16 protein-coding genes and 4 tRNA genes are annotated in these 25,127 nt (G+C 66.9%); 14 read left to right on the top strand and 6 right to left on the bottom strand.

What is annotated here, in order from left to right; genetic code table 11:
• Nucleotides 1-3: 3 nt before the first annotated feature.
• The 8 genes from AC5P6S_RS13405 to ychF all read left to right on the top strand — a co-directional run bounded on the left by AC5P6S_RS13405 (nucleotide 4) and on the right by ychF (nucleotide 7,109).
• On the top strand, nucleotides 4-1,689 hold the full coding sequence (locus AC5P6S_RS13405; RefSeq protein ID WP_171956746.1) for a tetratricopeptide repeat protein: 1,686 nt from the start codon (nucleotides 4-6) through the stop codon (nucleotides 1,687-1,689).
• On the top strand, nucleotides 1,686-2,345 hold the full coding sequence (gene lolB / locus AC5P6S_RS13400) for a lipoprotein insertase outer membrane protein LolB (protein ID WP_049417788.1): 660 nt from the start codon (nucleotides 1,686-1,688) through the stop codon (nucleotides 2,343-2,345). Before AC5P6S_RS13405 ends, lolB begins: the two co-directional genes overlap by 4 nt.
• Entirely contained in the window at nucleotides 2,342-3,211 is an 870-nt protein-coding gene (gene ispE, locus AC5P6S_RS13395; protein WP_005408190.1) for a 4-(cytidine 5'-diphospho)-2-C-methyl-D-erythritol kinase, read from the top strand. Before lolB ends, ispE begins: the two co-directional genes overlap by 4 nt.
• An 11-nt stretch (nucleotides 3,212-3,222) precedes the next feature.
• A tRNA-Gln gene (locus AC5P6S_RS13390) sits at nucleotides 3,223-3,299 on the top strand.
• A gap of 140 nt (nucleotides 3,300-3,439) precedes the next feature.
• Nucleotides 3,440-4,399 (top strand): ribose-phosphate diphosphokinase, encoded by a 960-nt coding sequence (locus tag AC5P6S_RS13385; RefSeq protein ID WP_005415400.1) that lies wholly within the window; start codon nucleotides 3,440-3,442, stop codon nucleotides 4,397-4,399.
• Nucleotides 4,400-4,508: 109 nt separating this feature from the next.
• On the top strand, nucleotides 4,509-5,126 hold the full coding sequence (locus AC5P6S_RS13380; protein ID WP_005408191.1) for a 50S ribosomal protein L25/general stress protein Ctc: 618 nt from the start codon (nucleotides 4,509-4,511) through the stop codon (nucleotides 5,124-5,126).
• Nucleotides 5,127-5,174: 48 nt separating this feature from the next.
• Nucleotides 5,175-5,753, top strand: a complete 579-nt coding sequence (gene pth / locus AC5P6S_RS13375; protein WP_049417790.1) for an aminoacyl-tRNA hydrolase — start codon at nucleotides 5,175-5,177, stop codon at nucleotides 5,751-5,753.
• Nucleotides 5,754-6,017: 264 nt separating this feature from the next.
• Nucleotides 6,018-7,109 (top strand): redox-regulated ATPase YchF, encoded by a 1,092-nt coding sequence (ychF, locus tag AC5P6S_RS13370; protein WP_005408193.1) that lies wholly within the window; start codon nucleotides 6,018-6,020, stop codon nucleotides 7,107-7,109.
• A gap of 504 nt (nucleotides 7,110-7,613) precedes the next feature.
• Here the strand turns inward: ychF and AC5P6S_RS13365 are convergent.
• The 6 genes from AC5P6S_RS13365 to AC5P6S_RS13340 all read right to left on the bottom strand — a co-directional run bounded on the left by AC5P6S_RS13365 (nucleotide 7,614) and on the right by AC5P6S_RS13340 (nucleotide 22,008).
• A complete protein-coding gene (locus AC5P6S_RS13365) occupies nucleotides 7,614-10,865 on the bottom strand; it encodes an autotransporter outer membrane beta-barrel domain-containing protein (protein ID WP_495204637.1) in 3,252 nt (1,083 codons plus the stop codon).
• 263 nt (nucleotides 10,866-11,128) lie between these two features.
• The gene (locus AC5P6S_RS13360) at nucleotides 11,129-11,770 is read right to left on the bottom strand and encodes a response regulator (RefSeq protein WP_005408195.1); all 642 of its coding nucleotides are present in this window, start codon (nucleotides 11,768-11,770) and stop codon (nucleotides 11,129-11,131) included.
• Complete coding sequence (locus tag AC5P6S_RS13355; RefSeq protein WP_495204636.1) at nucleotides 11,767-14,994, bottom strand: hybrid sensor histidine kinase/response regulator; 3,228 nt, start codon at nucleotides 14,992-14,994, stop codon at nucleotides 11,767-11,769. The genes AC5P6S_RS13360 and AC5P6S_RS13355 overlap by 4 nt, the downstream gene beginning before the upstream one ends.
• Nucleotides 14,995-15,118: 124 nt before the next feature.
• Entirely contained in the window at nucleotides 15,119-16,339 is a 1,221-nt protein-coding gene (locus AC5P6S_RS13350; RefSeq protein WP_495204635.1) for an EAL domain-containing response regulator, read from the bottom strand.
• Entirely contained in the window at nucleotides 16,336-19,107 is a 2,772-nt protein-coding gene (locus AC5P6S_RS13345) for a response regulator (RefSeq protein ID WP_005408198.1), read from the bottom strand. Before AC5P6S_RS13345 ends, AC5P6S_RS13350 begins: the two co-directional genes overlap by 4 nt.
• Nucleotides 19,108-19,269: 162 nt before the next feature.
• The gene (locus AC5P6S_RS13340; RefSeq protein ID WP_495204634.1) at nucleotides 19,270-22,008 is read right to left on the bottom strand and encodes a TonB-dependent receptor plug domain-containing protein; all 2,739 of its coding nucleotides are present in this window, start codon (nucleotides 22,006-22,008) and stop codon (nucleotides 19,270-19,272) included.
• A 170-nt stretch (nucleotides 22,009-22,178) separates the two neighbouring features.
• On the opposite strand from AC5P6S_RS13340, the gene AC5P6S_RS13335 reads away from it, so the two are divergent.
• The 6 genes from AC5P6S_RS13335 to AC5P6S_RS13310 form a co-directional block, all read left to right on the top strand.
• Nucleotides 22,179-23,198: a cyanophycinase gene (locus tag AC5P6S_RS13335; RefSeq protein ID WP_495204633.1), complete on the top strand. Its 1,020-nt coding sequence runs from the start codon at nucleotides 22,179-22,181 to the stop codon at nucleotides 23,196-23,198.
• 104 nt (nucleotides 23,199-23,302) lie between these two features.
• Nucleotides 23,303-24,319, top strand: a complete 1,017-nt coding sequence (locus tag AC5P6S_RS13330; RefSeq protein ID WP_049395824.1) for an isoaspartyl peptidase/L-asparaginase family protein — start codon at nucleotides 23,303-23,305, stop codon at nucleotides 24,317-24,319.
• Between the two features lie 137 nt (nucleotides 24,320-24,456).
• A tRNA-Tyr gene (locus tag AC5P6S_RS13325) sits at nucleotides 24,457-24,542 on the top strand.
• Between the two features lie 24 nt (nucleotides 24,543-24,566).
• A tRNA-Gly gene (locus AC5P6S_RS13320) sits at nucleotides 24,567-24,640 on the top strand.
• Between the two features lie 49 nt (nucleotides 24,641-24,689).
• Nucleotides 24,690-24,765, top strand: a tRNA-Thr gene (locus tag AC5P6S_RS13315).
• A 41-nt stretch (nucleotides 24,766-24,806) separates the two neighbouring features.
• The coding region (locus tag AC5P6S_RS13310; RefSeq protein ID WP_254005100.1) for a GTP-binding protein at nucleotides 24,807-25,127 on the top strand (321 nt) is incomplete at its 3' end.

Raw genomic sequence — 25,127 nt, 5'->3', positions numbered from 1 at the left:
ACGATGCCCGCATTGATTCGCATCCCCAGTGTTCTGCTGCTGTCCCTGGCCTGCAGCCAGGCCCTGGCGGCGGTGCCGGCCAAGGCCCCCGTACGGGCCCCGGCCACTGAGGAACTGGCGCTGGAACCGGTGATGGCCGGTGAGTTCGCGCTGCAGGCCGGCAAGCTGGCCGAGGCGGCCCGCTGGTACCTGCAGGCGGCCCAGCAGACCGACGGCGACGCCGGCCTGGCCGAGCGCGCGACCCGCATTTCCATGCTCGCCAACGATGACGCCAGCGCCGCCAAGGGCCTGGCCCTTTGGCAGCAGCGCGCGCCCAGCTCGTTGACCATGCGCAGTGCCGCTGCCGCGCTGGCCATGCGCCAGGGCGATGTGAAGGCAGCGCGTGGCGATCTGCAGGCCTTGCTGGCCGACCCGGATGAACGTGGCTGGAAGTTCGCCCTGGCCGCCCTGATCGGCGGCGGCCGCGACCCGGCAGTACCGGCGCAGGTGCTGGGCGAGCTGGTCGACGCCAACGCCATTCCGCCGAAGATCGAGGCGTGGCAGGAGTTCGGACGCCTTGCCCTGCGCATGGACAAGCCCGAGCTGGCGCGGCGCATGATCGACGAAGTGGTCAAGCGCTTCCCCGAAGAACCGCGTGTGGCGTTGCTGCGGGCCAGCCAGCTGCAGCAGGCCGGGGAGACCGGCAAGGCGTTGTCGCTGCTGCACGATGTGGAGCCGAAGACCCGCCAGGACCCGGAACTGCGCAATGCAGTGGCCATTGCCTATGACAGCCTCGGCCAGCCCGCCGCCGCCGAGCGCGTGCTGGCGTTCGGCCCGCAGGACGTGCAGACCTGGGGCATGCGCGCCTCGCTGCTGGCCAAGCAGGGCGACAAGGCCGCGCTGTCCAACCTCTACAACGAACTGTCGCGGCAGGCGGCCAAGCCGGACCCGGCGCAGCGCCTGCTGCTGGGCAAGATCGCCGAATACCTGAAGCGTTATCCCGAGGCGGTGCAGTGGTACCACAGCGTGCCCGGCGGCGATGAACTGAGCGAGGCGCGCCTGCGCGCGGCCAATGCCCAGGCCCTGGCCGGGCGCCTGCCGCAGGCATTGGATGAAGTGCACGCGATCCAGTCCGATGCGGTGGTCGACGACGATGTGCGCCGCGATGCCTACCTGCTGGAGGCCGAACTGCGCCAGCGTGCTGACGACAGTGCCGGGGAGCTGGATGCGCTGGCCCGTGGCCTGGCCGCCTACCCGGATGACAACGGCCTGCTGTACGCCCGTGCGCTCACCTGGGAACGCCGCGACGAGATCCCGCGCGCCGAGGCCGACCTGCGCAAGATCCTGGTGACCGACCCGGAGAACGTGCCGGCATTGAACGCGCTGGGTTACACCCTGGCCGATCGCACCGGTCGCCTGCAGGAAGCGCTGGAGCTGATCGACCGCGCCCGCGTGGCCGAACCGGACAACGCTGCCATCGTCGACAGCTATGGCTGGGTGCTGTATCGCCTGGGCCGCAAGGAAGAAGCACTGGTTCAGCTGCGCCGTGCCTGGACCCTGGCCAAGGACCCTGAGATCGCCGCCCATGTCGGCGAAGTGTTGTGGGTGCTGGGCAAGCATGACGAGGCCCGCCATTTCTTCGACGAAGCGGCCAAGCTCGACCCTGAAAACCGCGCGCTGCTGCGCGCCCGCGAGAAATTCAATCCATGAGTGTTTCCCTGATCCGGCCACTGCTGTTGGCAACTGCGGCCCTGGCGCTGACTGCCTGTACCAGCGTGGGCACGCAGAAGATCCCGGCGCCGGCGGTGGTCGAGGTTGTTTCGGCCGAGGCGGCGCAGGCCGAGGCGGCGCGCGTGGCCGCGCTGCAGGCACAGCCGGACTGGGCTTTCCAGGGCCGGGTCGCGGTCAGCAAGGGCAAGGACGGCGGCAGCGGACGCATCGACTGGAAGCAGGAAGGACGCCGCTATGTGGTTGAGCTGAGCGCGCCGGTGACCCGGCAGAGCTGGAAGCTGATCGGCGATACCCATTCCGAAGCCGGTCGGCTGGAAGGACTGGCCGGCGGGCCGCGTGACGGCGAAGACGCCCAGCAACTGCTGCTGGAGGCGACCGGCTGGGACATCCCGGTCAACCAGCTGCCGGCGTGGATCCGTGGCCTGGTGGCCGGTGATGCTGCCGGTCCGGAGAAGGTCGAGCGTGATGGTGAAGGCCGGCCGCGTCGCATGCAGCAGATGGGCTGGCAGGTGCAGTACCTGGACTGGTACCCGGCCGAGGCCGGGCGCCCGGCGCTGCCGCGCCGGATCGAGGCCAGCAATGGCGACGCCAAGGTGCGCCTGCTGGTCGACCAATGGGGGCAGGGCACCCCATGAGTGCCGGGCGCGATGACACGGGCTGGTCCTGGTGGCCGGCCCCGGCCAAGCTGAACCTGTTCCTGCACATCACCGGCCGCCGTGCCGATGGTTACCACGAGCTGCAGACCGTGTTCCGCCTGCTGGACTGGGGCGACCGCATCGGTCTGCGCCTGCGTGAAGACGGCCAAGTGCGCCGGCAGGGCGAGGGGCTGGCTGGCGTGGCCGAGGCGGATGACCTGGCGGTCCGCGCCGCGCGGCTTCTGAAAGATGCAGCCAATATCGTGCAAGGCGCAGACATCATCGTCGAAAAACACGTTCCTGCAGGTGGTGGCTTTGGCGGCGGTTCGTCCGACGCGGCCACCGTACTGGTGGTGCTGAACCGGCTCTGGCGTGCCGGTCTGGACGAGGACGCGCTTGCTGCGCTGGGCCTGCGCCTGGGCGCCGACGTGCCGGTGTTCGTGCGCGGGCGCAATGCCTGGGCCGAAGGGGTGGGTGAGCGCCTGCAGCCGATCGTGCTGGAGCCGGCCTGGTATGTGGTGGTTGAACCGGGTGTTCATGTTCCCACCCCGGCTCTGTTCGCAGACCCGGATTTGACGCGCGGCAGCCCAGTGGCGAAAATAGAGGACTTCGCTTCCGGGACCTTGGTCGGGAACGCGTTCGAACCGGTGCTGCGCCGCCGTGAGCCTGCCGTCGAGGCAGCGTTCGCCGCGTTGAGCGACATCGGCACGGCGCGGCTGACCGGTTCGGGAAGTGGTTGTTTCGTCGAGTTCGCATCGCAGTCTGCCGCAGAGCAGGGACGGTCGAAGTTGCCGAAGGAGTTGCGGGCAAGGGTGGCAGCGGGCGTTGCGCGTTCGCCACTGCTGGATGCACTCGAGCAACACTGATTTATCAATGCAGGGGCGTCGCCAAGAGGCCCAAGGCACCAGGTTTTGATCCTGGCATTCGTAGGTTCGAATCCTACCGCCCCTGCCAATAGCGGCTGTGTCCGCGCCTTCCAGCGCATCGCCCGCGCGGGACGTGGAAACAACCGCGGTGTTGTCAGCAGCAAGGGTCCATCGGGGTCCTTGCCGACTCCGGATCCCCGCCACTCGTCCCCGCCCGAGACAATCATGATGCAAGAGTCCCCGAACCTGCTGGTCTTTTCCGGCAACGCCAACAAACGTCTGGCGCAGAACATCTGCAAGGAACTGGGGGTTCGCCCGGGCAAGGCGCTGGTCTCGCACTTCTCCGATGGTGAAGTGCAGGTGGAGATCGAAGAGAACGTCCGCAAGCAGGACGTGTTCGTGATCCAGCCGACCTGCGCGCCGAGCGCGGAAAACCTGATGGAACTGCTGGTGCTGATCGACGCGCTCAAGCGCGCATCGGTGGCCAGCGTGACCGCCGTGGTGCCGTACTTCGGCTACTCGCGGCAGGATCGCCGCATGCGTTCCTCGCGCGTGCCGATCACCGCCAAGCTGGCGGCGAAGATGTTCAGCACCGCTGGCGCTGATCGCGTGCTGACCGTCGACCTGCACGCCGACCAGATCCAGGGCTTCTTCGATATTCCGGTGGACAACGTGTATGCGTCCCCGCTGCTGCTGGCCGACATCTGGCGCGCCTACGGCACCGAGAACCTGATCGTCGTGTCGCCGGACGTGGGCGGCGTGGTCCGCGCCCGTGCCGTGGCCAAGCGCCTGGATGACGCCGACCTGGCGATCATCGACAAGCGCCGCCCGCGCGCCAACGTCTCCACCGTGATGAACATCATCGGTGACGTCGAAGGCAAGACCTGCGTGATGGTCGATGACATCGTCGACACCGCCGGCACCCTGTGCGCTGCTGCTGCTGCCCTGAAGGCGCGCGGTGCGCTCAAGGTCGCCGCCTACTGCACCCACGCGGTGCTGTCGGGCCCGGCGGTGGACAACATCACCAATTCCCAGCTCGACGAGCTGGTGGTGACCGACACCATCCCGCTGAAGGACGCGGCGCGGGTGTGCAGCAAGATCCGCCAGCTGAGCGTGGCAGAAATGCTGGCCGAAACGATGCGCCGCATCGCCTTCGGCGAGTCGGTCAGCTCGCTGTACGTCGACTGAGTTTTTCGCCCCTGCCGGCAACGGCGGGGGCATACCCGGATGCTTCTGGTCGCGGAAGCATCTTCAACCGCCACGCCGCAGGGCGCGGCAACAACCTGAGTAGTCGAAAATGTCGAAGACCCATGAAATCAAGGTCACCAAGCGTGAACTGCAGCGTAAGGGTGCGAGCCGCCGCCTGCGTCACGCCGGTGTGATCCCGGCCATCGTGTACGGCGGCAACGCCGAGCCGGTCGCCATCAGCCTGGACCACAACGAAATCTGGCTGGCCCAGCAGAACGAGTGGTTCTATGCCTCGATCCTGGACCTGAACCTGGATGGCCAGGTGCAGAAGGTCCTGCTGCGTGACATGCAGCGCCACCCGTACAAGCAGCTGATCATGCACCTGGACTTCCAGCGCGTGAACGAGAACGAAGCCCTGACCGCTTCGGTCCCGCTGCACTTCGTCAACGAAGACACCTCGCCGGCCGGCAAGGCTGCCGACGTCGTGGTCACCCACGAACTGAAGGAAGTGACCATCACCTGCCTGCCGAAGGACCTGCCGGAGTCGATCGAAGTCGACCTGGGCGAGCTGAAGGCCGGTGACGTGGTGTACCTGTCCGACATCAAGCTGCCGAAGGGCGTGGAAATCCCGGCCCTGGCGCTGGGCAAGGACCACGACGACGCCATCGTCACCGCCAAGGCCGGCAAGGCCGACGAGGCTGACGAAGAAGCGGCTGCCGCCGAGTAATACCGTTACGGTGCCTGCCTCCGGGCAGGCACCGTACTGGAAGGAACCATGGCAGGACTGCGACTGATCGTCGGTCTGGGCAATCCCGGATCGGAACACGCCCGGACCCGGCACAATGCCGGGTTTCATTTCGTTGAGGCCCTGGCGGAGAAAGCCGGTGCGCGATGGAATGTGGACAGCAAGCTGTTCGGTGAGACCGCCAAGGTCGAGATCGCCGGGCAGACGGTGTGGCTGCTCAAGCCCGCCACCTTCATGAACCTCAGCGGCAAGTCGGTCACCGCCGCACAGCGGTTCTGGAAGATCGAACCGGAAGAGACCCTGCTGGCCCATGACGAACTGGACCTGGCGCCCGGCGTGGCGCGGCTGAAGTTCGACGGTGGCCACGGCGGCCAGAACGGCCTGCGCGACACCATCCGCCTGCTCGGCCACGGCAAGTTCCATCGCCTGCGCGTGGGCATCGGCCATCCCGGCCACAAGGACCGCGTAGTGGGTTGGGTGCTGGGGCGCCCGTCCAAGGAGGACGACGTGCTGATCGCACGCGCCATCGACGATGCGATCGACGTGATGCCGCTGGCGGTACAGGGCGATTTCAACGAAGCGATGAAGCGGTTGCATACCCCGAAATAAGCTGTAGGTACCGACCGTTGGTCGGTGTGGAACCATCCAATCCGCTAGGTACCGGCCGTTGGTCGGTACGGAACCAACCAATCCGGTAGGTACCGACCGTTGGTCGGTACGGAACCAACCAATCCGGTAGGTAGCGACCGTTGGTCGGTACGGAACCAACCAATCCGGTAGGTACCGACCGTTGGTCGGTACGGAGAATGATTGGAAAAGCAGCGCCCAGGCCGCTGTTTCCCCAATCACTTTCACCCCAGAGAGCTGTCACCCATGGGTATCAAATGCGGCATCGTCGGCCTGCCCAACGTCGGCAAGTCGACCCTGTTCAATGCGCTGACCAAGGCGGGTATCGCCGCGGCGAACTTCCCGTTCTGCACCATCGAGCCGAACGTCGGCATCGTGCCGGTGCCGGACCCGCGCCTGAACGAGCTGGCGGGCATCATCAATCCGCAGAAGGTCATCCCGACCGCGGTCGAGTTCGTCGACATCGCCGGCCTGGTGGCCGGTGCCGCCAGCGGTGAAGGCCTGGGCAACAAGTTCCTGGCGCACATCCGCGAAGTCGACGCGATCACCCACGTGGTGCGCTGCTTCGAGCACGGCGACATCGTGCACGTGGCCGGCAAGGTCGATCCGATCTCGGACATCGAAACCATCGATACCGAGCTGGCGCTGGCTGACCTGGACAGTGTCGAGAAGGCGCTGAACCGTGCCGAGCGTGCGGCCAAGGGCGGCGACAAGGACGCAGCGGCGCGCAAGCCGGTGCTGGCCAAGCTGCAGGCTGCGCTGTCGGACGGCAAGGCCGGTCGCTCGGTCGGTCTGGACGAGGAAGAGAAGGCGCTGGTGCGCGACCTGTTCCTGCTGACCCTGAAGCCGGTGATGTACATCGCCAACGTGCTGGAAGACGGCTTCGAGAACAACCCGCACCTGGAAGCCGTGCGCGCGCACGCCGCCGCCGAGGGCGCGCAGGTGGTGCCGGTGTCGGCCGCGATCGAAGAAGAGCTGTCACAGCTTGACGACGAAGACCGCGACACCTTCCTGGCCGATCTGGGCCTGAGCGAGCCGGGCCTGAACCGCGTGATCAACGCGGCCTACAGCCTGCTCGGCCTTCAGACCTATTTCACTGCCGGCGTGAAGGAAGTCCGCGCGTGGACCGTGCGCAAGGGCGCCACCGCCCCGCAGGCTGCCGCCGTCATCCACACCGACTTCGAGAAGGGCTTCATCCGCGCCGAAACGATCGCGTATGACGACTTCATCAAGTACAAGGGCGAAGCCGGCGCCAAGGAAGCCGGTCGCCTGCGCCTGGAAGGCAAGGAATACCGCGTGCAGGAAGGCGACATCCTGCACTTCCGCTTCAACGTCTGATCCTGCGGCAGCGGATCGACCCTGGACGCCCCGCCTTGCGCGGGGCGTTCGCGTTTCTGCGGGTGGACAAAAAAACACCACGTTGCGAAACGTTTGCGGTGTGATGTTCGCGGGTACTTGTCCACAGCAAACTCCCATCGCTTTCCACGTCGGGTGTGGAAAACCGGCGAACCTGATGCAGCGCCGAGCCGATGCACGGCTGCGATGGACGTGAGCAGAGCGCGGGCGCGGCGCTACCTGCCTCGATCGTGCAGCGTGGACAAATTTTGACCACGCTTCGAAACGCTTGCGCAGCAACACTCCCACCTACTTGTCCACATCAAATCCCAACCACTCTCCACGAGGGGTGTGGAAAACCGCGAAGAGGCATGGATAAAAAACAGCCACGTCCTGAAACGCTTGCTCCATGCGGTTCGCAGGCACTTGTCCACACCTAACCCCCATCGCTTTCCACGCGGCATGTGGAAAAAGCGCCCGGCACTCCCTTGCCGGGCACTTCCCGCATCACCAGGTGTACGACACGCCCATCTGCGCACTGACATCGCGGAAGCCCATGCCACCGCTCTGCCGGCTCACTTCACCCCAGCCTCGCCAACCGCCGGACAGATTCACCTGCACACCGGCCTTGGCTTCGTAGATGTCGCGCGGCAGCTGCCGCTGCAGGCGCTCGCCGTCCATCGCCAGGCCTGCGCCATTGCCGCCGGACCACCAGTTCACCGCCACGTACGGATGCACCTGGCCCTGCGCCGGGCTCAACCCGCGGCTGTACAGGCGCAGGCCGAGGCGGCTGCTGGTCTCGCTACCGCCGCGGTCCTCGACCACCGTGCCGTTGGCCTCGACCACGCGGTCGCTGTCATAGCGGCTGTGAACCACCTGCAGCTGCGGTTCCAGGTAGATGCCGCGCTGCGCGGTGCGCCGCAGGGGGAGCACATAGCCGGCTTCGGCCGACGCACTCCAGTTGCGGGCGTCATAGCGCTCCTTCTGCAGGCCTTCGCCCTGCACGCTGTTGCGGAAGCGGCCGTACTGCAGCCAACCGTCCACATAGGCGCCGCCCTGCATGCGCGCATCCTGCAGCCAGGTGGCATAGGCGCCCACGCTGGTGCCGGTGACCACGCCCCGCGCGGCGTAGCCGGTCACCTGCGATCGGCTGTCATTGCGCGCACGGCCGTGACCGAGCATCGCACCTGCCTGCAGTTCGTCCTTGCCACCCACCTCGAAACGGCGGCCGACGCCGACCAGCACGCTGCTGATCTGCCCATCGACCTGGACCTGGCGGTTGCGGTCGTGGCTGTCGGGCTGCGCGCTGCGAAGGTGCATCCAAGCCACGGCATCGCCGCTGACGCCCGCTTCGGCGGCGGGATCACCGGCGCGGTCGTGCAGGCTGTGCCGGAACATGCCCAGCGCGGCGCTGCGGTTGGCCAGGTAGGCCGCCGGTTCCGGGCGTTCCACCTGCGGGCGCGGCGGATCGATCGGCGGCTCCGGCGGCAATGGCGGATCGACCGGCGGTTCCGGCGGCGACGGCGGATCGACCGGGGGATCTGGTGGCTGCGGCGGATCAATCGGTGGCTCCGGTGGATCGACCGGCGGCGCGTATTCCGAACGCAGGTACCAGTTGCCATCATCCGGGGTCGACACGCCGCCCTTGAATAGGAAGTAGTCGTAGGCACCGGCGACCGCGCGCCCCTGCAGGCTGAACTGTGCATCCGACTGGCCAGCCACGGTGATCAGGCGGATGCCCTCCTGGGTCAATGCACCGGCGCCGCCGGCGTTGCGCACGCTCACGTTGGCAGTGCCGCTGCTGTTGCCGTTGATCACCAGCTGATCGCCCAGCGAAGTGTCGTCGCCCAGCGCGCGGTTGAAGATCCACTGGCCACCGTTGCCCACGTAGTCGCCGCTGACAGTGACGGTCTTGAAACCGCCCGCCGCCGGTGCATCGAAGGCAATGGTGCCGGCGTGTTCGAGTGCACCGACGCTGGAACTGTCACGCACGTTCCACTGGCTGCTGCCATCCAGCGCCAGCTGTGCGACCTGGTAACCGGAGTCGTTGCGCAGGGCGCCGCTGAACTGAGTACCGTTGCGCAGCACCATGTGCACCTCCGCAGTCGCGCTGTCGACGACCACGTCGCCGCTCAGGCGGCTGTTGTCCGCAGTGAAGCGGATCTCGGACGTTGCCACCGAGCTGCCATCAGTGAACACGGTATCGCTGACCCTCAGCAGTCGGCCGCCGCCCAGGTCACCTGCCTGACGGGCGACAACGGCGGTATTGTTGAGTGTCAGTTCGTGGTTGCTTCCCTGCAGCCACAACGCAGGGCCGTCCAGGGTCTCGATCTGGCTGTCGTTGAACACCAGCCGATCCCAGTAGGGACCAAATACGGTGATGTAGGAACGATAGGCGCCCGAGTTCGTTCCCAGCGCCTGGATGTGCAGGGCGTCCGCAGTGAGCTTTGCAGTGTTCATCTGCACGATGCCGAACGAGGCTGCGCCATGGGTGGTGATCGAGCCGCCGTCCAGCTGTATGTCCGCGGTACTGCCGCCCAGGAACACACCACCGGACACCGCACCGTAGGTCGCAATGTCGAGATTCCTGGCACGGATCCGGGAGTAGGGCGTTGGAGGGTTGCTGCCGGAAGCGCGCAGGCCGTAGACGCCATCGCCATGGGTATCAATGCTGCCACCGGTGATCGTCGCGGTGCCACCCCATACGTCCACACCGTGGCCATACCCGTTGTCACCAAGGGTGCTGATCACAGTGTTGCTCAGGTCCGCCAGCGAATCGGCACCGGACAGCCAGATCCCGGAATTGCCATCGCGCACGGTGAAGTGCGCGCCCTCGGCGGTCAACTTGCCCCAGCTGTTGACGTTGACGCCGTAGCCGCCGGTGCTTTCAAAGCGGGCATTGGTGATTTCCGCTGTGGCGAACGTTCGACTGGTCCGGTTTCCCATCAGTCGGATGCTGCTGCCGTTGGCGGTGGCGGTGCCCCCGGAGATGCGGAGGATCCCCCCGTTGTCAATGTCGAAGTAGCCATTGATGACATCCACATCGCGCAGCGACAACACGCTTCCGCTGCCGCTTGCGGACAGGCGGCCGCTGGAACCGTTGGTTGCCTGCGCGAACGTCATCGCCAGTGATTCCAACGAAAGCAGTGCGCCGCCGTCGGCATAGATGGCGCGGCCGGCACCGTTGCTGATCGTGGTACCCGATACATGCAGCTCGCTTCCACGTCCGCTGGAATACAGGGCATGACCATCGCTGCTTACACTGCCGCCATCGAGCCATATCTTGCCGCCGTTGGTGGCGTTGACCGTGCCGTAGCCGGAACTGTTGCGATAGGCATTGATGACCAGGTTGCTGGCGTGGATGACACTGCCGATGCCGGTTGCGTTGAGCGCATAACCGACGCTTGAACTTCCATTGCCAAGCTGTATGCGACCTCCCTGTACAAGAACACTGCCGCCTGCGGAGGCCTGGATTGCGCTGCCGCCGCCGGTGACATCGACGCGCGTGCCATCGAGCGTTGCCGTGCTGCCGGCTCCGTTCACGTCCAGGGCGAAGCCGCCCATGGAGTGCAGCAGGGTATCGCTCGCACCCAGCTGCAGGGTCTGGCCATTGATGACCTTCAGCGGCCCGGTCAGATCGGCAGCGTGGACCGGCAGCGCCGCCCACAGGGCGGTGGCCAGCAGGCTGGGAAGGAGGGGGGCAGGCGCGAGGCGCGCGCGCCCGGGCGCACGGCGGTACCGTGTGGGGGAGGCGTACATTCTGTTGGACTTCCTGTGGCAGGGCGCAGCACGGCTGCGCGAACTGGCGCGGCAGTGCCGCGTCGCTGCGGAAGCCACACGCGATGGCAGCTGCAGGCGCCATCGGACTTCCGTCCCCCAGGGCGGCGCAGCTACTGCCGGCAGGCGCACCAAGGCGGGATGCGTCCAGCCTAGAAATCGGCGCTGTCCTATGGAATCAGGCGTTTCCTAAAGCCGGTGCAGACCCTTGTACAGGGGCTGCAGGGTTCAGCCTGGAGTGGACCTCAGGCGAACAACGAGGCCTGCAGGCAGTACTCGATCAGCGCCTGATCACTGTCCACGCCCAGCTTGCGCATCGCGCTGATCTTCTGCGTGCTGACCGTCTTGGCGCTGCGCTGCAGCTGGCGTGCAATGTCGCCCACGCTCATGCCGCCGGTGAACAGCCGGATCACTTCCAGCTCGCGCGGCGACAGCCGCGCACGCACCGCATCGGCATCGGCCGGCTCGCTCGCCGCTACCGGCAGCAGGCCCGGGGGCCGGTAGACGCGGTCGGCCAGCACCACGCGCAGGGCCTGTACCAGGCTGCCCAATCCATGGCTCTTGAGCACCACGCCGCCGGCACCAGCGGCATACATCGCCGCAACCAACGACGGGTTGGACACCATCGTCAGCACCAGCAGGCGCGTCTCCGGGAAGCTGCGGCGCAGGAACGAGATCAGCTTTATGCCGTCCCCGAAGCGGTCGCCCCCTGGCATGCTGTAGTCGGTGATCACCGCCTGTGGCCGGGTCCGGGTCATCAGCTCGATCAGCGTCGCCGGGTCGGCCGCTTCGCCCACGACCTCGAGGTCCAGCTCCCCGGCCAGTACGTCGCGGATGCCGGCAAGCACGATCGGGTGGTCGTCGGCGATGAGGATCCGTGTGGTCATGGCGGGTTCGGGTCGTCAGATGAGGAAGGAGATACCGCGCCGAGCAGCGGATGCAGCAGCTGTTCGAGGCGTCGCTGGAAGCCGGCAAGCGGAGCCTCCTGGGTGACCAGGTCATCGCCGCCTGCGAGGCCCTGTTCGATCTGCAGGCCGCTGTCCACCAGCGCAGGTGCGCCGACGATGACCAGTGCGCCGCGGATGCGATGCAGTACCTGCACCACGCGCGCGGGATCGGCGGTGGCAATCGACTGGCGCAGGCTGTCCAGGTCAGCCTGCATGGTCTGCACGAACAATGCCTGCATTCTTGCGGGAACCTGCAGCGGCGGATCATCATCGCGCGTATCGGTGGATACAGGACTTTGCGGCGGCGCGGAAACCGCCACATCGCCCTGGGTGATCCGGATCAGCAGGCGTTGCAGCGCTTCCAGCGTGATCGGCTTGACCAGCACGCCCTGCATGCCCGATTCCTGGCAGCGTTGGCGTTCGGCCGGATCGGCGTTGGCGGTGGCTCCGTGGATCGGCACGCTGACACCGCGCGCCCGCAAGGCGCGCGCCAGGCCATAGCCATCCATCCCGGGCATGTTCAGGTCGGTCAGCACCAGCGCGAACGCGCCCTGCTGCCAGTAGCCCAGCGCTTCATTGCCATCGCTGGCGACCACGGCACGGCAGCCGAGCTGTTCCAGCTGGTCGCGCAGGATCGCCTGGTTGATCGGGTTGTCCTCGGCCACCAGCACCTGCAGGCCGAAACGACGCGTCGCCGGCAGGCGCCCTTCGGCGCTCGCCGCCAGTGGCTGGCCACTGGCCGCGGCCAACGCGAGCACGATCGCATCGAACCGGTGCAGGCCAACCTGCCAGAAGCCATCAATGTGCCGGGGGCGCACGCCGCCTTCGCGGCAGGCGACCACACGCGGTCCACCGGCCCACCGGGGCAGCGGGTCGTCAAGGACCAGGTCGAGCAGCACGGTGGGCGATGGCAAGTCTGCCGTGCTGTCTTCCCGGTACACGCTGGCCTGTGCACCACGCTGCTGCAGGCGTTCGCACAGCGATTGCACCAGCTCGCGCACGCCGCCCCGTACCTGGATCTGCAGGCCCGCAGGCAGCTGCGGCGCAGGGGATTGCTGCGGATCCGCCGGCGCCGGTGGCAGCGGCAGTTCGACGCTGAAGCTGCTGCCCAGGCCGCTCTCGCTGACCACACGCAGCTGGCCTTCCATCAACGCCACAAGATGCGCGCAGATGGCCAGCCCCAGGCCGGTGCCGCGCATCGCATCGGTGCCCGGGTTGGCCTGGAAGAACGGCTCGAACAGGTGCGCCTGGTGTTCGCTGGCAATGCCGATACCGGTATCGGCGACCTGCCACTGCAGCCAGCAGCGTTGCTCCTGCCAGCGTGCCGAAACGCGCACCACCACGCGCCCGCTGTCGGTGAACTTCAGTGCGTTGCTGATCAGGTTGTTGAGGACCTGGCGGATCCGCGCGGCATCACCGCACACCACGGGTGGCACGTCGGCATCGATGCAGGCGTAGAACCGCAGCCCCTTGTTGGCGGCCGCGGCAGCATACGAGTCGAGCGCATCCTCGGTCAGTCGCACCGGATCGAACGGGCTGGGCTCCAGGCTCAGTTGCCCGGCCTCGGCCTTGCTGACGTCGAGGATGTCGCTGATCAGCTGCATCAGGGTCGAGGACGAACGCTGGATCGTCGCCAGATAGTCCTGCTGCCGCGCATCCAGTGGTGTGAGTCCGAGCAGTTCGAGGGTGCCGAGCACGCCGTACAGCGGCGTGCGGATTTCATGGCTCATGGTGGCCAGGAACTGGCTCTTGGCCCGGTTGGCCTGGTCGGCGGCACGGCGCGCCTGCTGCAGCACCTGTTCGGCTTCATGCTGGCTGCTGAGATCGATAAACAGACACAGCACCGCCGGCTCGCCGCGATAGCGCGCCGGCGTCGCGGTCACCAGCAGGTGGCGGCCTTCGGGCGTGGTGTAGGCCAGCCCATCGCCGAGCGTAGTGCCTCCAGCGGCCAGCACGCTGCGCCGCCAAGGGCCATGCCAGCCTCCGCTGTGGTGGTCTTCGCCCAGCCAGCGGCGGGCGAGGGTGTTGTCCAGCAGCACATTGCCATCGATACGGCGCAGCAGGCACAGCCCGATCGGCGCGTTGTCCAGGATGGTGCGGCTGAAGGCCTCGCTTTCCAGCAGGCGCGCGTGGTTGCTGCGCAGTGGTTCGATGACCGAACGCCGATACGCGCGCAGCAGCAGCGTGCCACCCAACGCCAGCAGCAGGGCCACCACGATCGCGCCGAGCAAGGGCCCCTGTGGGTGCTGGAACACCTGCCGCCAGCTGACGTGGTACACCGCCAGCCAGCCGCGCTCGCTGCGCATGCGGAACTGCAGGCCTGCAAGGCCGGCCTTCCAGGAGGTGCCAGCGTCACTGGCGTCTGCTGCATCGCCCAGCAGGCGCTGGCCATCGGTATCGAACAGCGACAGCCGCTGGAACACCGGAACACCCAGCACCTGCCGGTAGTCATCGACACGTCCCGGATCGAGCAGGCAGGCCAGCGCGGCCTGTGAATCCTTGTCGTCCTCGCCCCACAGGCGTGCATCCTGCGGCGCATGCGCGATGGCCAGCAAACGGGTCTGCCGGTCGCGCCACGGTACGCTCACCCAGACGATGCCACCGCGCTGCAGCGCCGGACGCGTGCCCATGACCCGGTGGATGTCGGCGATCGCCGGGCGCAGGTGATGCGGGCTGTTCTGGCTCGCATCGGTAACGCCGATCTGCACCGGTGCCAGCAGCCCGCGCGTGCCCTGGCCATCGACCAGCAGGCATTGCGGTGGTGGGTAGTGCGAGGCTGACCAGAACGTGCCGTAGAAGCGCAGGAAACGATCGCCCAGCTCGTTCGGTAGCGAAAGACTGGCTCCCTCGCTCCCGATCGCCGCGAAGTTGGCGAACAACGGGCCGCGTTGCAGTTCCACGCTGGCATCGGCAACCGGCTGTCCTCGTGCGCCGACATCGTGCAGCCGCCACTGGCGCAGGAAGCGCTCCTGCTCGCGAAGCGTGCCGTCCAGGCGGCGGAAGTGGTACTCGATCTTGCTGCGCTCTTCGTTCAAAAGCTGCGAGCCGGCCGACAGCAGCAGTCCGGCCTGCAGGGTCGCCAGCACCACCACGCCGATCAGCAGGGCGTGGACGCGCAGTGAGCGGCGAGCGAGTCGGCGAACAGGTACGGCCTCGGCCGGCATGGCGGGTCTCAGGGCAGGGGGCGGACAGCGGTACCGGTGGCGGCAGCGCAAAGTCCGCCGCCACTACACAGACAGGATCGTCAATGGCGCTTGATGATGTTGTGAAGCCGCTGTGGAAACCGTGTCAGCTCAGGGCGGCTCGCGATCTTTCGTCCAGTTGCGGTGCTTCTTCGTCCAGCAGGCGGGTGAACTCGTCTGAGGGCAGCGCCTGCGATATCAGGAAACCCTGCACCTGGCTGCAGCCGAGCTGTCGCAACGCCGCGAGGTCGGCATCGCTTTCCACGCCCTCGGCCACGATGGTCAGCCCGAGCTGGTTGGCCAGCGCGATCACCGTCGACAAGGTCAGGTGCAGGGCCGGGTCACGGGCGCAGCCGCTGACCAGCGCGCGGTCGATCTTGACCTCGGTGAAGGGGGTATTGACCAGGTTGTGGACCGAGCTCAGGCCCTGCCCGAAATCATCCTGGGCCAGGCCGAAGCCCTTCATGCGCAGCCGGCAGGCACCGGCGTAGAAGTCGCTGACGTGCCGCGTGGTGCTGTTTTCCATCAGCTCAAAGCACAATTCACCAGGCGTACCGCCGTTGGCCAGGGTCAGTGCCAGCAGTTCGTCGGGCAGGTCCGACTGCTCCAGCAGGTGAGGGGGCAGGTTGATCGATACCGGTACCCGGAACCCTTGTTTGCGCCAGCGTGCCTGTGCGCTGATGCTGGCCTTGAGCATCATCCGCAGCAGATCGCCCTCCAGCCCGTATCGGCAGATCGCCGGGAGGAAGCTGCCAGCGGCCAGCGTGCCCAGCTGCGGATGGCGCCAGCGCACCAGTGCCTCGGCCGCCACGACCCGCCCTGACTGCAGTGACTTTTTCGGTTGGAACCAGGCCGTCAGGCTGCCATCGGCCATGGCCTGGCGCAGCTGCGAAACATCCGGTTCGGGTGCAGCCGCCGCGCGCGTGGGGGCCTTGCCAGTGGCCGGACGCGCCTGCGCCAGCGCCTCGAACAGGGCATTCACTTCGGCGGCCGCCACCGGCTTGGGCAGCAGGCCGATCACCTCCAGCCCCAGTGATTCGGCCATCAGCCGTGCCGAGGTCATCATCCGCCGCGGGGCCGCGCTGACCACGGCAAGGCGGGGGGGGCGTGGCTGCGCCGCCAGCGCCTGGATGAACTGGATGCCGTCCTGCCCGGGCATCAGCAGGTCACTGACCACCAGGTCGTAGGGCTGGCAGGCACACAGTGCGATGGCGGCATCCACGTCTTCGCAGGCATCGACCTGGACGCCGGCACGGCTGCCGAAAAGATTGGCCAGGAAACCACGCTGGAAGGGCTGGTCTTCCAGGATCAGGACACGCTGGGTCATGCGGGATCTCCTTGGCGCAGGGCGGTGAGTGCCTTGCGCAGGCGGGCGATGTCGATGGGTTTGCTGAGGTAGCCCTGCATGCCACTGGCCAGGCAGCGCTCGCGCTCTTCGGCGGTGGCATTGGCGGTGGCGCCGATCACCGGTACCAGGTTGCCGTCATCGCGCAGCTCGCGGGCCAGCGCGTGGCCGTCCATGCGCGGCATGTTGATGTCGGTCACCACCAGATCGAAGCACTGCTCGCGGCACCGTTGCAGCGCTTCAATGCCATCCTGTGCCAGCTCCACGTCGCAGCCGAGGGTGCGCAGCTGCTCAGCCAGGATCACCCGGTTGATCGGGTTGTCCTCGACCGCCAGCACGCGCAGCCCCAGCGGCACGGGCGGTGCCAAGCGCGTGGTCTCCGGCTGCGCCGCACGTTGCTGCTGCACGTTGGCCAGCGCATTGCCGATCGCGGTCATGCCATGCAGGGTCACGACCAGGCTGCCATCGGCGGCAGTGATCGGCTGGTCACCGCCCTCGATCGATGCCACCACGCGCGGGCCCGACCATGCCAGCGGAGTGGCTGCTTCGCCATCCATCAGGATCGCGCCGTCATGGTCCAGCAGCGTCGGGTCACCAAGCAGGGGCTGCGCGTTGGCACCCCAGCGACACAGCCAGCCACAGGCACTGTCGACCAGCTCGCGGTCGCGGCCGCGCACCAGGATCGGTGGTTCCGGCAGCAATGTGGGCCCATCCTCGGCAGCGGCCAGCACCGGCAATGGCAGGCGGACGCTGAAGCTGCTGCCCAGGCCCGGCTCGCTCACCACCTGCAGCTCGCCGCTCATCAAGCGCACCAGACGGTCGCTGATGGACAGGCCCAGGCCGGTACCCTGCGCGCTGGCCGCGCCGCGGACCTGGCGGAACGGTTCGAACAGCCGCGCCTGTTCCTCCGCAGCGATACCCACGCCGGTATCGGTCACCTGCCAGGCCAGCACGCTCGATTCACCTTCGCGCTGTACTTGGCGCACGCGCAACATCACCCGGCCATGCTCGGTGAACTTGATCGCGTTGCTGAGCAGGTTGCCCAGCACCTGGCGGATGCGGTCGGCATCACCGAGCACCCGCGTCGGCAGGCGCGGATCGGTGCAGACCAGGATCTGCAGGCCCTTGCAGGTGGCTGACGCGGCGAAGCTGCGCAGCACACTCTCGGTCAGCTCGCGCGGCGAGAACGCCGCCGGCTCCAGGCTGAGCTGCCCTGACTCGATCTTGGACACATCCAGCACATCACTGATCAACTGCAGCAGGACCGACGAGGAACTCTCGATGGTGCGCAGGTATTGCGACTGCCGGGCGTCCAGCGAGGTGTGCCCCAGCAGCTCCAGCGTGCCCAGCACGCCGTACAGCGGAGTGCGGATTTCATGGCTCATGGTGGCCAGGAACGCGCTCTTGGCCTGATTGGCCGCATCGGCCGCCTGGCGTGCCGACGACAGTGCGGCCTGTGCCTGGCGGTGTCGGGAAATATCATGGAAGACGCATAGCAGCACATCATCGCCCTGGTAGCGGCAGGCGGCGTGCAGCACCTGCAGCTGGCGCCCGTCGCGGGCGGTGAATTCCAGTCCGCGCCCGCGCTCGCCGGCATGTCCGCGCCATGGCGCCTGCCAGTCGCTGTGTTCGCCTTCCTCGCCGAGCCAGTCGCGCAGCAGCTGGTTGGACAGCAGCAGCGCGCGGTCGTTGCGGCGCAGGACGCAGATGCCGACCGGCGCCATGTCGATCACCGTCGAACTGAAGTCCAGGTTCTCCAGCAGGCGGCGGTGCTGCTGCAGGGCCGGCTGGATCAGCTGCAGGTCCACGCGATGCCGTAGCAGGCGCAGCGCAACACCGGCCAGCAGCAGCAACAGCACGCAGACCAGCAGGGGCACGGCCAGGTCGCCCAGCAGCAGCTGCGGCGGCAGGTGGTAGACCAACCGCCAGCCGTCATTGCCGACACTTTTCACCAGCGCTACGCCGCGCGGCAGGCCGCCGCTCCATAACGTACCGAAGCTGTCGTCCTGGCGTTCCCGCAGGATTGTCCAGCCCGCGCGATCCAGCCGCGGCGCCTGGCTGGACAATGCAGGCTGCCCAGAACGGTCGAGCAACGCATAACCGCCGATGCCCTGGCCATCGATCATGCCCGCCGCTGCATCTGTATCAAGCAGCAGTACCAGCCACTGCGCCGGATGGGGACCGGACTGCACCGGCTGCGCCAGTGCGACGCCACGGTCACCCGGGCGCAGCCAGTACACCCGGTCAGCGCCCTCGAGGCTGCCGTTGCGCGCCTGCAGTGCACGCAGCGACGGCAGGCGCGCCAGGTCGACGTCGACCGCGTCGCCGGCCAGCCAATGCGCACCCCGCGCATCGACCAGCAGCAGGTGCGTCTGCAGCGCCTGCAGCGTGTGCTCGGCACGCGCTGACAACAGCAGCCGTTGTCCCGGCTGGCCACCGGGACCATCCAGCGGCACCTGGCGCATCCCTTCGCTGTCCGCAGTTGGCGCATCCGGGCGGCCGGCCAGCACCGAATCGCCCAGGTAGCGCAGCAGGGCTTCGCGCTGGTCGAAATAGATCTGGGCCCTGTAGGCCGCTGCATTCATCTCGCGGCGATGGGTCGAGATGTCCTCGGTGAATGCCGTGAGCAGGTAGAACCCGGCCGCGGCGGCCAGGCAGATGAAGACACAGACGGTCAGGCAGCGCAACAGCACCGACGCGGTGGTCGATGGCACGGTCTTCTGCAGCGAAGGGCGGGGGAAGCGGAACATGCAACGATGCTAGGAAGCGGCGCGGACGGCGCGGAATCAGCTGTTTCCTAAAATCTCCGGCTGGCCGACCGGCCCGGAGCCTGCACGCGGGCACTGTTCAGGTGGCAAAAAAAGGAACCCCCGCCGAAGCGGGGGTTTCCTGTACCGACATTGGCCGGGCACTTACAGCGCGCTGCCACCGAACTTGTGGGTGTACTGCAGGTTGATGGTGCGGCCGACGCTGTCGAACCAGGACACGTCGTAGTACGGATACGCGGTGTAGGTGGCATCCTTCGGCGGCATCTTGTTGAACACGTTGACCACCGACAGCGACAGGCGCGAATGGTCGTCGAAGCGATACTGCACCGAGGCGTTGTAGCGGTAGGTCGCCTTCACGTAGGGGCTGTCACCGCTTTCCCAGTCGAACGACTGGTCGTAGTTGTCCGAGGTTGGCAGCTTGCCCAGGCGCGAACCGTAGACCGTGGCCGACCACGCGTCCTTCTCCCAGGTCACGCTCAGGCTGGTCTTGCTGCGCGGGATGTCGAATCCGCTGTTGACCGCGAACTGGTCCAGGGTCGGATCGCCGGGGTAGCGCTGGAAATCGTGCCTCTTCACCCAGGTGTGGGTGCCATTGAGGATGAAGTCGCCGATACCGGTCTGCAGGCGGTAGCGCAGGCCGACGTCGATGCCGGAGGTCGACTCGCGGGCGACGTTGATCGGCGCCACGCGCACGCCGTACAGGCGGCCGTCGCTGGTACGGGTGATGCGGTCGAGCGCGTCCACGCAGGTCGGCGAATTGATGTCGGCACTGCCGAGCCGGCAGTTCGCTTCGTTGGCCAGGAGGGTGCGCACATCCATGTCCTGCACCTGCTTGCGCATGTCGATGTCGAACCAGTCCACCGACAGGTCCAGGCCGATCGCCGGCGACCAGACCAAGCCTGCGCTCCACGAGGTGCTGGTTTCCGGGTCGAGCTGGCGGTTGCCGGTGCGGCTGCGGATCAGGTTGCGCTCGTAGTCGGAACAGTCGCTGGCGCCATCGGCGCGGCAGCTGTACAGGTCTTCGGCGGTGGTCTCGTCGTTGCCCGGTCCGGCGAACACGTAGTGCAGGTCCGGCGCGCGGAACGCGGTGCCATACGAACCGCGTACCAGCAGCGTGTCGATCGGGCGCCATTCCAGACCGCCGCTCCAGGTCGCCTTGCCGATGGTGTGGCCGGAATAGCGGTACTGGTCGTAGCGGCCGGCCACGCTCAGGTTGACCGTCTCGTGCAGCGGCATGCGCAGCTCGGCGGCGGTCGCCCAGCGGTTGCGCGAGCCCTGGCCGTCCGAATCCTTCCAGCTGTAGTAGTAGTACTGGGTGGCCAGCGGATCGGGATTCAGCGCATAGGCCTGTTGGCCCACTTCCACGGTCGCGGCGAACCCGGCATCACCGCCCGGCAGGCCGAACAGCGCGGAATTGGTCAGCGTGAATGCAGCCGTCTCGGTGCGCGACTTCGGCGAATAGGTAGTGCGTGCGGCAATCGAATCGTACTCGGCGCGGGTCAGCGGCCGGTACAGCCGCGACGGGGCCGCGTTGTAGATCGGGAAACCGTCGTCGTCCACGCCCAGCTGCGGGCCCAGGAACAGGTCATTCGCCTTGGAGGCGATGATCTGCGCCCAGCTGATCCGCGACTGGTACTGCGAATGGCTCAGCGCCGCTTCGTAGTCCCAGTTGCCGGCCAGATTGCCCTTGAAGCCGGTGGTCACGCTGAAGGTCTTCTGCGTGCTGCGCACCATCGCATTGCGCAGGCCCCCCATTTCCTCGGGTGAGAACTGGCGCTGCCAGAACTCGATCTCGCCGGTGGCCTGGTTGTTGAAGTAGCCCGACTCATCGCCATTGGCGTCCATGCGGCCCCACTTGGTGACGTCGCGCATCAGCGACATCGTGTGGTAGCCCAGCTGCACATCGGCGAACCATTGCTGGCCGTTGTCGAAGTCGTAGCTCAGCGAGGCGTAGCCATTGGCGCCGCGGCGCTTGCTGAGGATGGTGCCGTAGCCGATCGAGCTGTCGCTGCCGCAGTAGTAACCGTAGCGCGGGCGGTAGGCGCGGTAGGTGCTGCCCTGGTTCTGCCCGGCCAGCGCTTCGCAGGTGGCCGCGCCCGGATCCAGGTAGTCGTCGTTGTAGTCCGTACGCAGGTAAGCGCGGCGGGCGATGCGCGAGCCCTCGGTGGGGCCGTCCTGGGTCGAATCCTGGATGTCGCGCTCATAGGCCCACAGCGGGGTCTGCGACTGCAGCTCGACGCTGTACACGGCGTTGAAGTTGCCGCGGCTGAAGCCGCTGGCCAGGCTCATGTCGAACGACTCGCCACCGCCTTCGCTGGTGGTGCCCATGCGCATGTCGATCGTGGTGCCGTCGGCCTTCTTCTTCAGGATGAAGTTGACCACGCCGGCGATCGCGTCCGAGCCGTAGATGGCCGAGGCGCTGCCGGTCAGCACTTCGATGCGCTCGATCATCCCCAGCGGGATGTTGGAGACATCGGTGAAGTTGCTGCGGCCCTTGAACGGCATCGGGAAGTCGGCGATGCGGCGGCCATTGACCAGCACCAGCGTGTGGTTCGGGCCCAGGCCGCGCAGGTCCACCTGCTGGGCGCCCGGCGAGAAGTCGGCGCCGCTGGAAGACTGCTGGCTCTGGGTCTCACCGCCGTTCTGGGTCATTGCACGCAGCACGTCCGGCACGCTGGTGAAGCCGCTGGAGCGGATCTGTTCGGCGTTGATCACCGTGATCGGGGCGGGGCCTTCCACCTGGGCGCGCGGAATGCGCGATCCGGTGACCTGCACCGCATCCAGTTGTTGAACCGAGGAGGAAGCCGGTGCCTGGGCCGCCGCGGAAGCAGCCACGCCCATCAACGCCAGCTGGATCGACCACGCCATCGCCTTTCTACGCATGAGGAATTCTCGGAAATGAAGCCGGCCCGCAGAGGAGGGGCCCTGTCCCCCATTCAGATTTCCGGAACGGGCGCGCGCATTTAACGCCTTTTTCATGTCCTTGACTACTGGGTCCCTATCTGGCAAAGAGTGGAAACGCTTGCAAGTCGATTTTGTTCAGGGAGATCAAGATGCGACGCCTCCATCGGACCCTGCGTGCCCCCTTCGCCTGGCTGGCGCTGCTGGTCTTGGCCGTGCCGTTGGTCGCCCTTGCGCAGGACCTGCAGGGCCCGGGCTTCGCCTACTACGAAGCCGGCGATCTCGACGCGCCCCGGCCCGGTCCGCGCGCACCGGCCATGATGCTGATGGGCGGTGGCGAATGGGTGCCGGAGGCCTTCCACTGGTGGCTGAAGCAGGCTGGCAATGGCCGTGTGCTGATCCTGCGCGCTTCTGGCAGTGATGAGCTGCAGGACCGCCTGTACCGCGAGATCGGCGGTACCACCGCAGTGCAGACGCTGGTCTTCGACAGCCGCCGCGGCGCCGACGATCCGGCCTTGCTGCGCGTGGTTGCCGCAGCTGATGCCATCTTCATTGCCGGTGGTGACCAGTCGCGCTACATCCGCTTCTGGAAGGGCACTGCGCTCAACCGCGCGCTGAACGCCCACGTGCGCGCTGGCAAGCCGATTGCCGGTACCAGTGCGGGGCTCGCCATCCTCGGTGGCTATGCCTACGGCGCGATGGACGGCGGCAGCATCACCTCTGCCGGCGCCCTGGCGGACCCGATGGGCAGCGCGGTGACCATGGACAGCGGCTTCCTGCAGATGCCCTACCTGCAGCGCGTGGTCACCGACACCCACTTCGACAAGCGCGACCGGCTCGGTCGCCTGATCGTGTTCGTGGCGCGCGCCGCACAGGACAGTGGCGACCCCGACATCGTCGGCATCGGCGTCGACGAGGACACCGCCCTGTGCGTGGAGCCTGATGGCCAGGCGCAGGTCTACAGTGCTGACGGCGAGGGCAAGGTCTGGGTGGTCAGCCCCGGCCGCGATGCCGACCGCCTGGTCGAGGGCGAGCCGCTGCGCTTCCGCGCGGTGCCGGTAACGGTGGTCGCCAGCGGCAGCCGCATGCGCCTGGATGACGTCCAGGCCGAGGCCGACTACCAGGCCGTGGCCGACGTCAGCGATGGCGAGCTTGAGTTCACGCTTCGGTAGTGCCGGCCGCTCGCCGGCAACCCACCTTCCCTGATACGCCCCCGCCGGCCAGCGGCCGGCACTATCCTGCAATTCATTCCCCGCTACTGCTGGAGACGTATCCGATGAAACTGCGCCTGGCGCTGTCTGCGCTGCTGTCCCTGCCCATGCTTGCCCAGGCCGCACCGGCCGCTTCACCGCTGCTGGTCATCCACGGCGGCGCCGGCGTCGAGCGCAAGGACCTGTCGCCGGCCGAGGAAAAGGCCGCACGTGACGCGCTGCGGGCGGCACTGCTGAAGGGCCATGCGGAACTGGCGGCGGGGCGCCCCGCGCTGGCCGCAGTCACCGCCGCGATCACCGTGCTGGAGGACGATCCCACCTTCAACGCCGGCAAGGGCGCAGTGTTCACCCACGACGGCCGCAACGAGCTGGATGCGGCGGTCATGGATGGCGCGAACCAGGCGGCGGGCGCGGTGGCGGGCGTGCAGCGGGTGCGCAACCCGATCCTGCTGGCGCAGACCGTGATGCAGAAATCCCGCCACGTGATGATGGTCGGGCAGGGCGCCGAAACCTTCGCGGCCGAGCAGGGCATTCCTCTGGTCGATCCCTCCTACTTCCGTACAGAGAAGCGCTGGCAGCAGCTGCAGCGCGCGCTGAAGGAAGAGGCCAGCGGCCAGGCGCATGCCGACCTGGAGACTGCAAAGCACTTCGGTACCGTTGGTGCGGTCGCATTGGACGCGCAGGGGCATCTGGCCGCCGGCACCTCCACCGGGGGCATGACCAACAAGCGTTACGGCCGGGTCGGTGACTCGCCGATCATCGGTGCCGGCACCTGGGCCGACGCACGCTGCGCGGTGTCCGGCACCGGGTGGGGCGAGTACTACATCCGCACTGCGGCCGCGCACGAGATCTGTGCGCGCATGCGCTACCAGGGGCAGAGCCCGGAGCAGGCCGGCAAGGGCGTGATCAACGAGACGATTCCGCAGATGGGCGGCGACGGCGGTGCGATCGTGCTCGGCGCAGACGGAAAAATGGCCACGCCGTTCAACACCCAGGGCATGTATCGGGGCTGGATCGGCGGCGACGGCGTCCCTCATGTCGCAATTTTCGCCAACGAGACCCTGCCGGTTCCCGGGCAATAACCTTGCGTATCAATGGGTTTGCGACAGCGTGTGAAAAAAATGGAAAAAAGCGTTGACAGCCCCCCGTCCCATCAGCAGAATAAGCGGCTCACCACCACACACCGCAACGCTTCGGCGGCAACGGAATGGGGTGGTAAGGAGGGATACCCAAGCGGCCAACGGGGGCAGACTGTAAATCTGCTGGCTTACGCCTTCGGTGGTTCGAATCCACCTCCCTCCACCAGTTTCACGTTGTGACATTCCCGGCGCGGGAGTAGTTCAATGGTAGAACCTCAGCCTTCCAAGCTGATGGTGCGGGTTCGATTCCCGTCTCCCGCTCCATTGAATGAACTTTGAATATTATCGAGTTCATGTCATAATGCAAAACTCGGCTCACGTAGCTCAGTCGGTAGAGCACTTCCTTGGTAAGGAAGAGGTCGAAGGTTCGATTCCTTTCGTGAGCACCATCTTAAGCATCACCTCTCAGACGAATTCGAGATAAGCAGCCATGGCCAAGGGTAAGTTCGAGCGCACCAAGCCGCACGTCAACGTCGGCACCATCGGTCACGTCGACCACGGCAAGACCACGCTGACCGCCGCACTGACCAAGATCGGTGCCGAGCGCTTCGGTGGCGAGTTCAAGGACTACTCCTCGATCGACGCCGCTCCGGAAGAAAAGGCTCGTGGTATCACGATCTCGACCGCGCACGTCGAATACGAATCCCCGGTCCGTCACTACGCCCACGTCGATTGCCCGGGCCATGCTGACTACGTCAAGAACATGATCACCGGTGCCGCCCAGATGGACGGCGCGATCCTGGTGTGCTCG

This window comes from Stenotrophomonas sp. YJH_SMC_119 (assembly GCF_059368315.1).
Note: the sequence above shows the minus strand (reverse complement) of the source record. Positions and strands in the feature narration are given on the sequence as shown.

Excerpts from the sequence above, each read along its gene's own strand:
- lolB (WP_049417788.1), top strand. The coding sequence starts at position 1,686 with ATGAGTGTTTCCCTGATCCGGCCACTGCTGTTGGCAACTGCGGCCCTG.
- ychF (WP_005408193.1), top strand. The coding sequence starts at position 6,018 with ATGGGTATCAAATGCGGCATCGTCGGCCTGCCCAACGTCGGCAAGTCG.
- AC5P6S_RS13345 (WP_005408198.1), bottom strand. The coding sequence starts at position 19,107 with ATGTTCCGCTTCCCCCGCCCTTCGCTGCAGAAGACCGTGCCATCGACC.
- AC5P6S_RS13355 (WP_495204636.1), bottom strand. The coding sequence starts at position 14,994 with ATGCCGGCCGAGGCCGTACCTGTTCGCCGACTCGCTCGCCGCTCACTG.
- AC5P6S_RS13350 (WP_495204635.1), bottom strand. The coding sequence starts at position 16,339 with ATGACCCAGCGTGTCCTGATCCTGGAAGACCAGCCCTTCCAGCGTGGT.
- AC5P6S_RS13330 (WP_049395824.1), top strand. The coding sequence starts at position 23,303 with ATGAAACTGCGCCTGGCGCTGTCTGCGCTGCTGTCCCTGCCCATGCTT.
- pth (WP_049417790.1), top strand. The coding sequence starts at position 5,175 with ATGGCAGGACTGCGACTGATCGTCGGTCTGGGCAATCCCGGATCGGAA.
- AC5P6S_RS13335 (WP_495204633.1), top strand. The coding sequence starts at position 22,179 with ATGCGACGCCTCCATCGGACCCTGCGTGCCCCCTTCGCCTGGCTGGCG.
- AC5P6S_RS13405 (WP_171956746.1), top strand. The coding sequence starts at position 4 with ATGCCCGCATTGATTCGCATCCCCAGTGTTCTGCTGCTGTCCCTGGCC.
- AC5P6S_RS13385 (WP_005415400.1), top strand. The coding sequence starts at position 3,440 with ATGCAAGAGTCCCCGAACCTGCTGGTCTTTTCCGGCAACGCCAACAAA.
- AC5P6S_RS13360 (WP_005408195.1), bottom strand. The coding sequence starts at position 11,770 with ATGACCACACGGATCCTCATCGCCGACGACCACCCGATCGTGCTTGCC.
- AC5P6S_RS13340 (WP_495204634.1), bottom strand. The coding sequence starts at position 22,008 with ATGCGTAGAAAGGCGATGGCGTGGTCGATCCAGCTGGCGTTGATGGGC.
- AC5P6S_RS13380 (WP_005408191.1), top strand. The coding sequence starts at position 4,509 with ATGTCGAAGACCCATGAAATCAAGGTCACCAAGCGTGAACTGCAGCGT.
- ispE (WP_005408190.1), top strand. The coding sequence starts at position 2,342 with ATGAGTGCCGGGCGCGATGACACGGGCTGGTCCTGGTGGCCGGCCCCG.
- AC5P6S_RS13365 (WP_495204637.1), bottom strand. The coding sequence starts at position 10,865 with ATGTACGCCTCCCCCACACGGTACCGCCGTGCGCCCGGGCGCGCGCGC.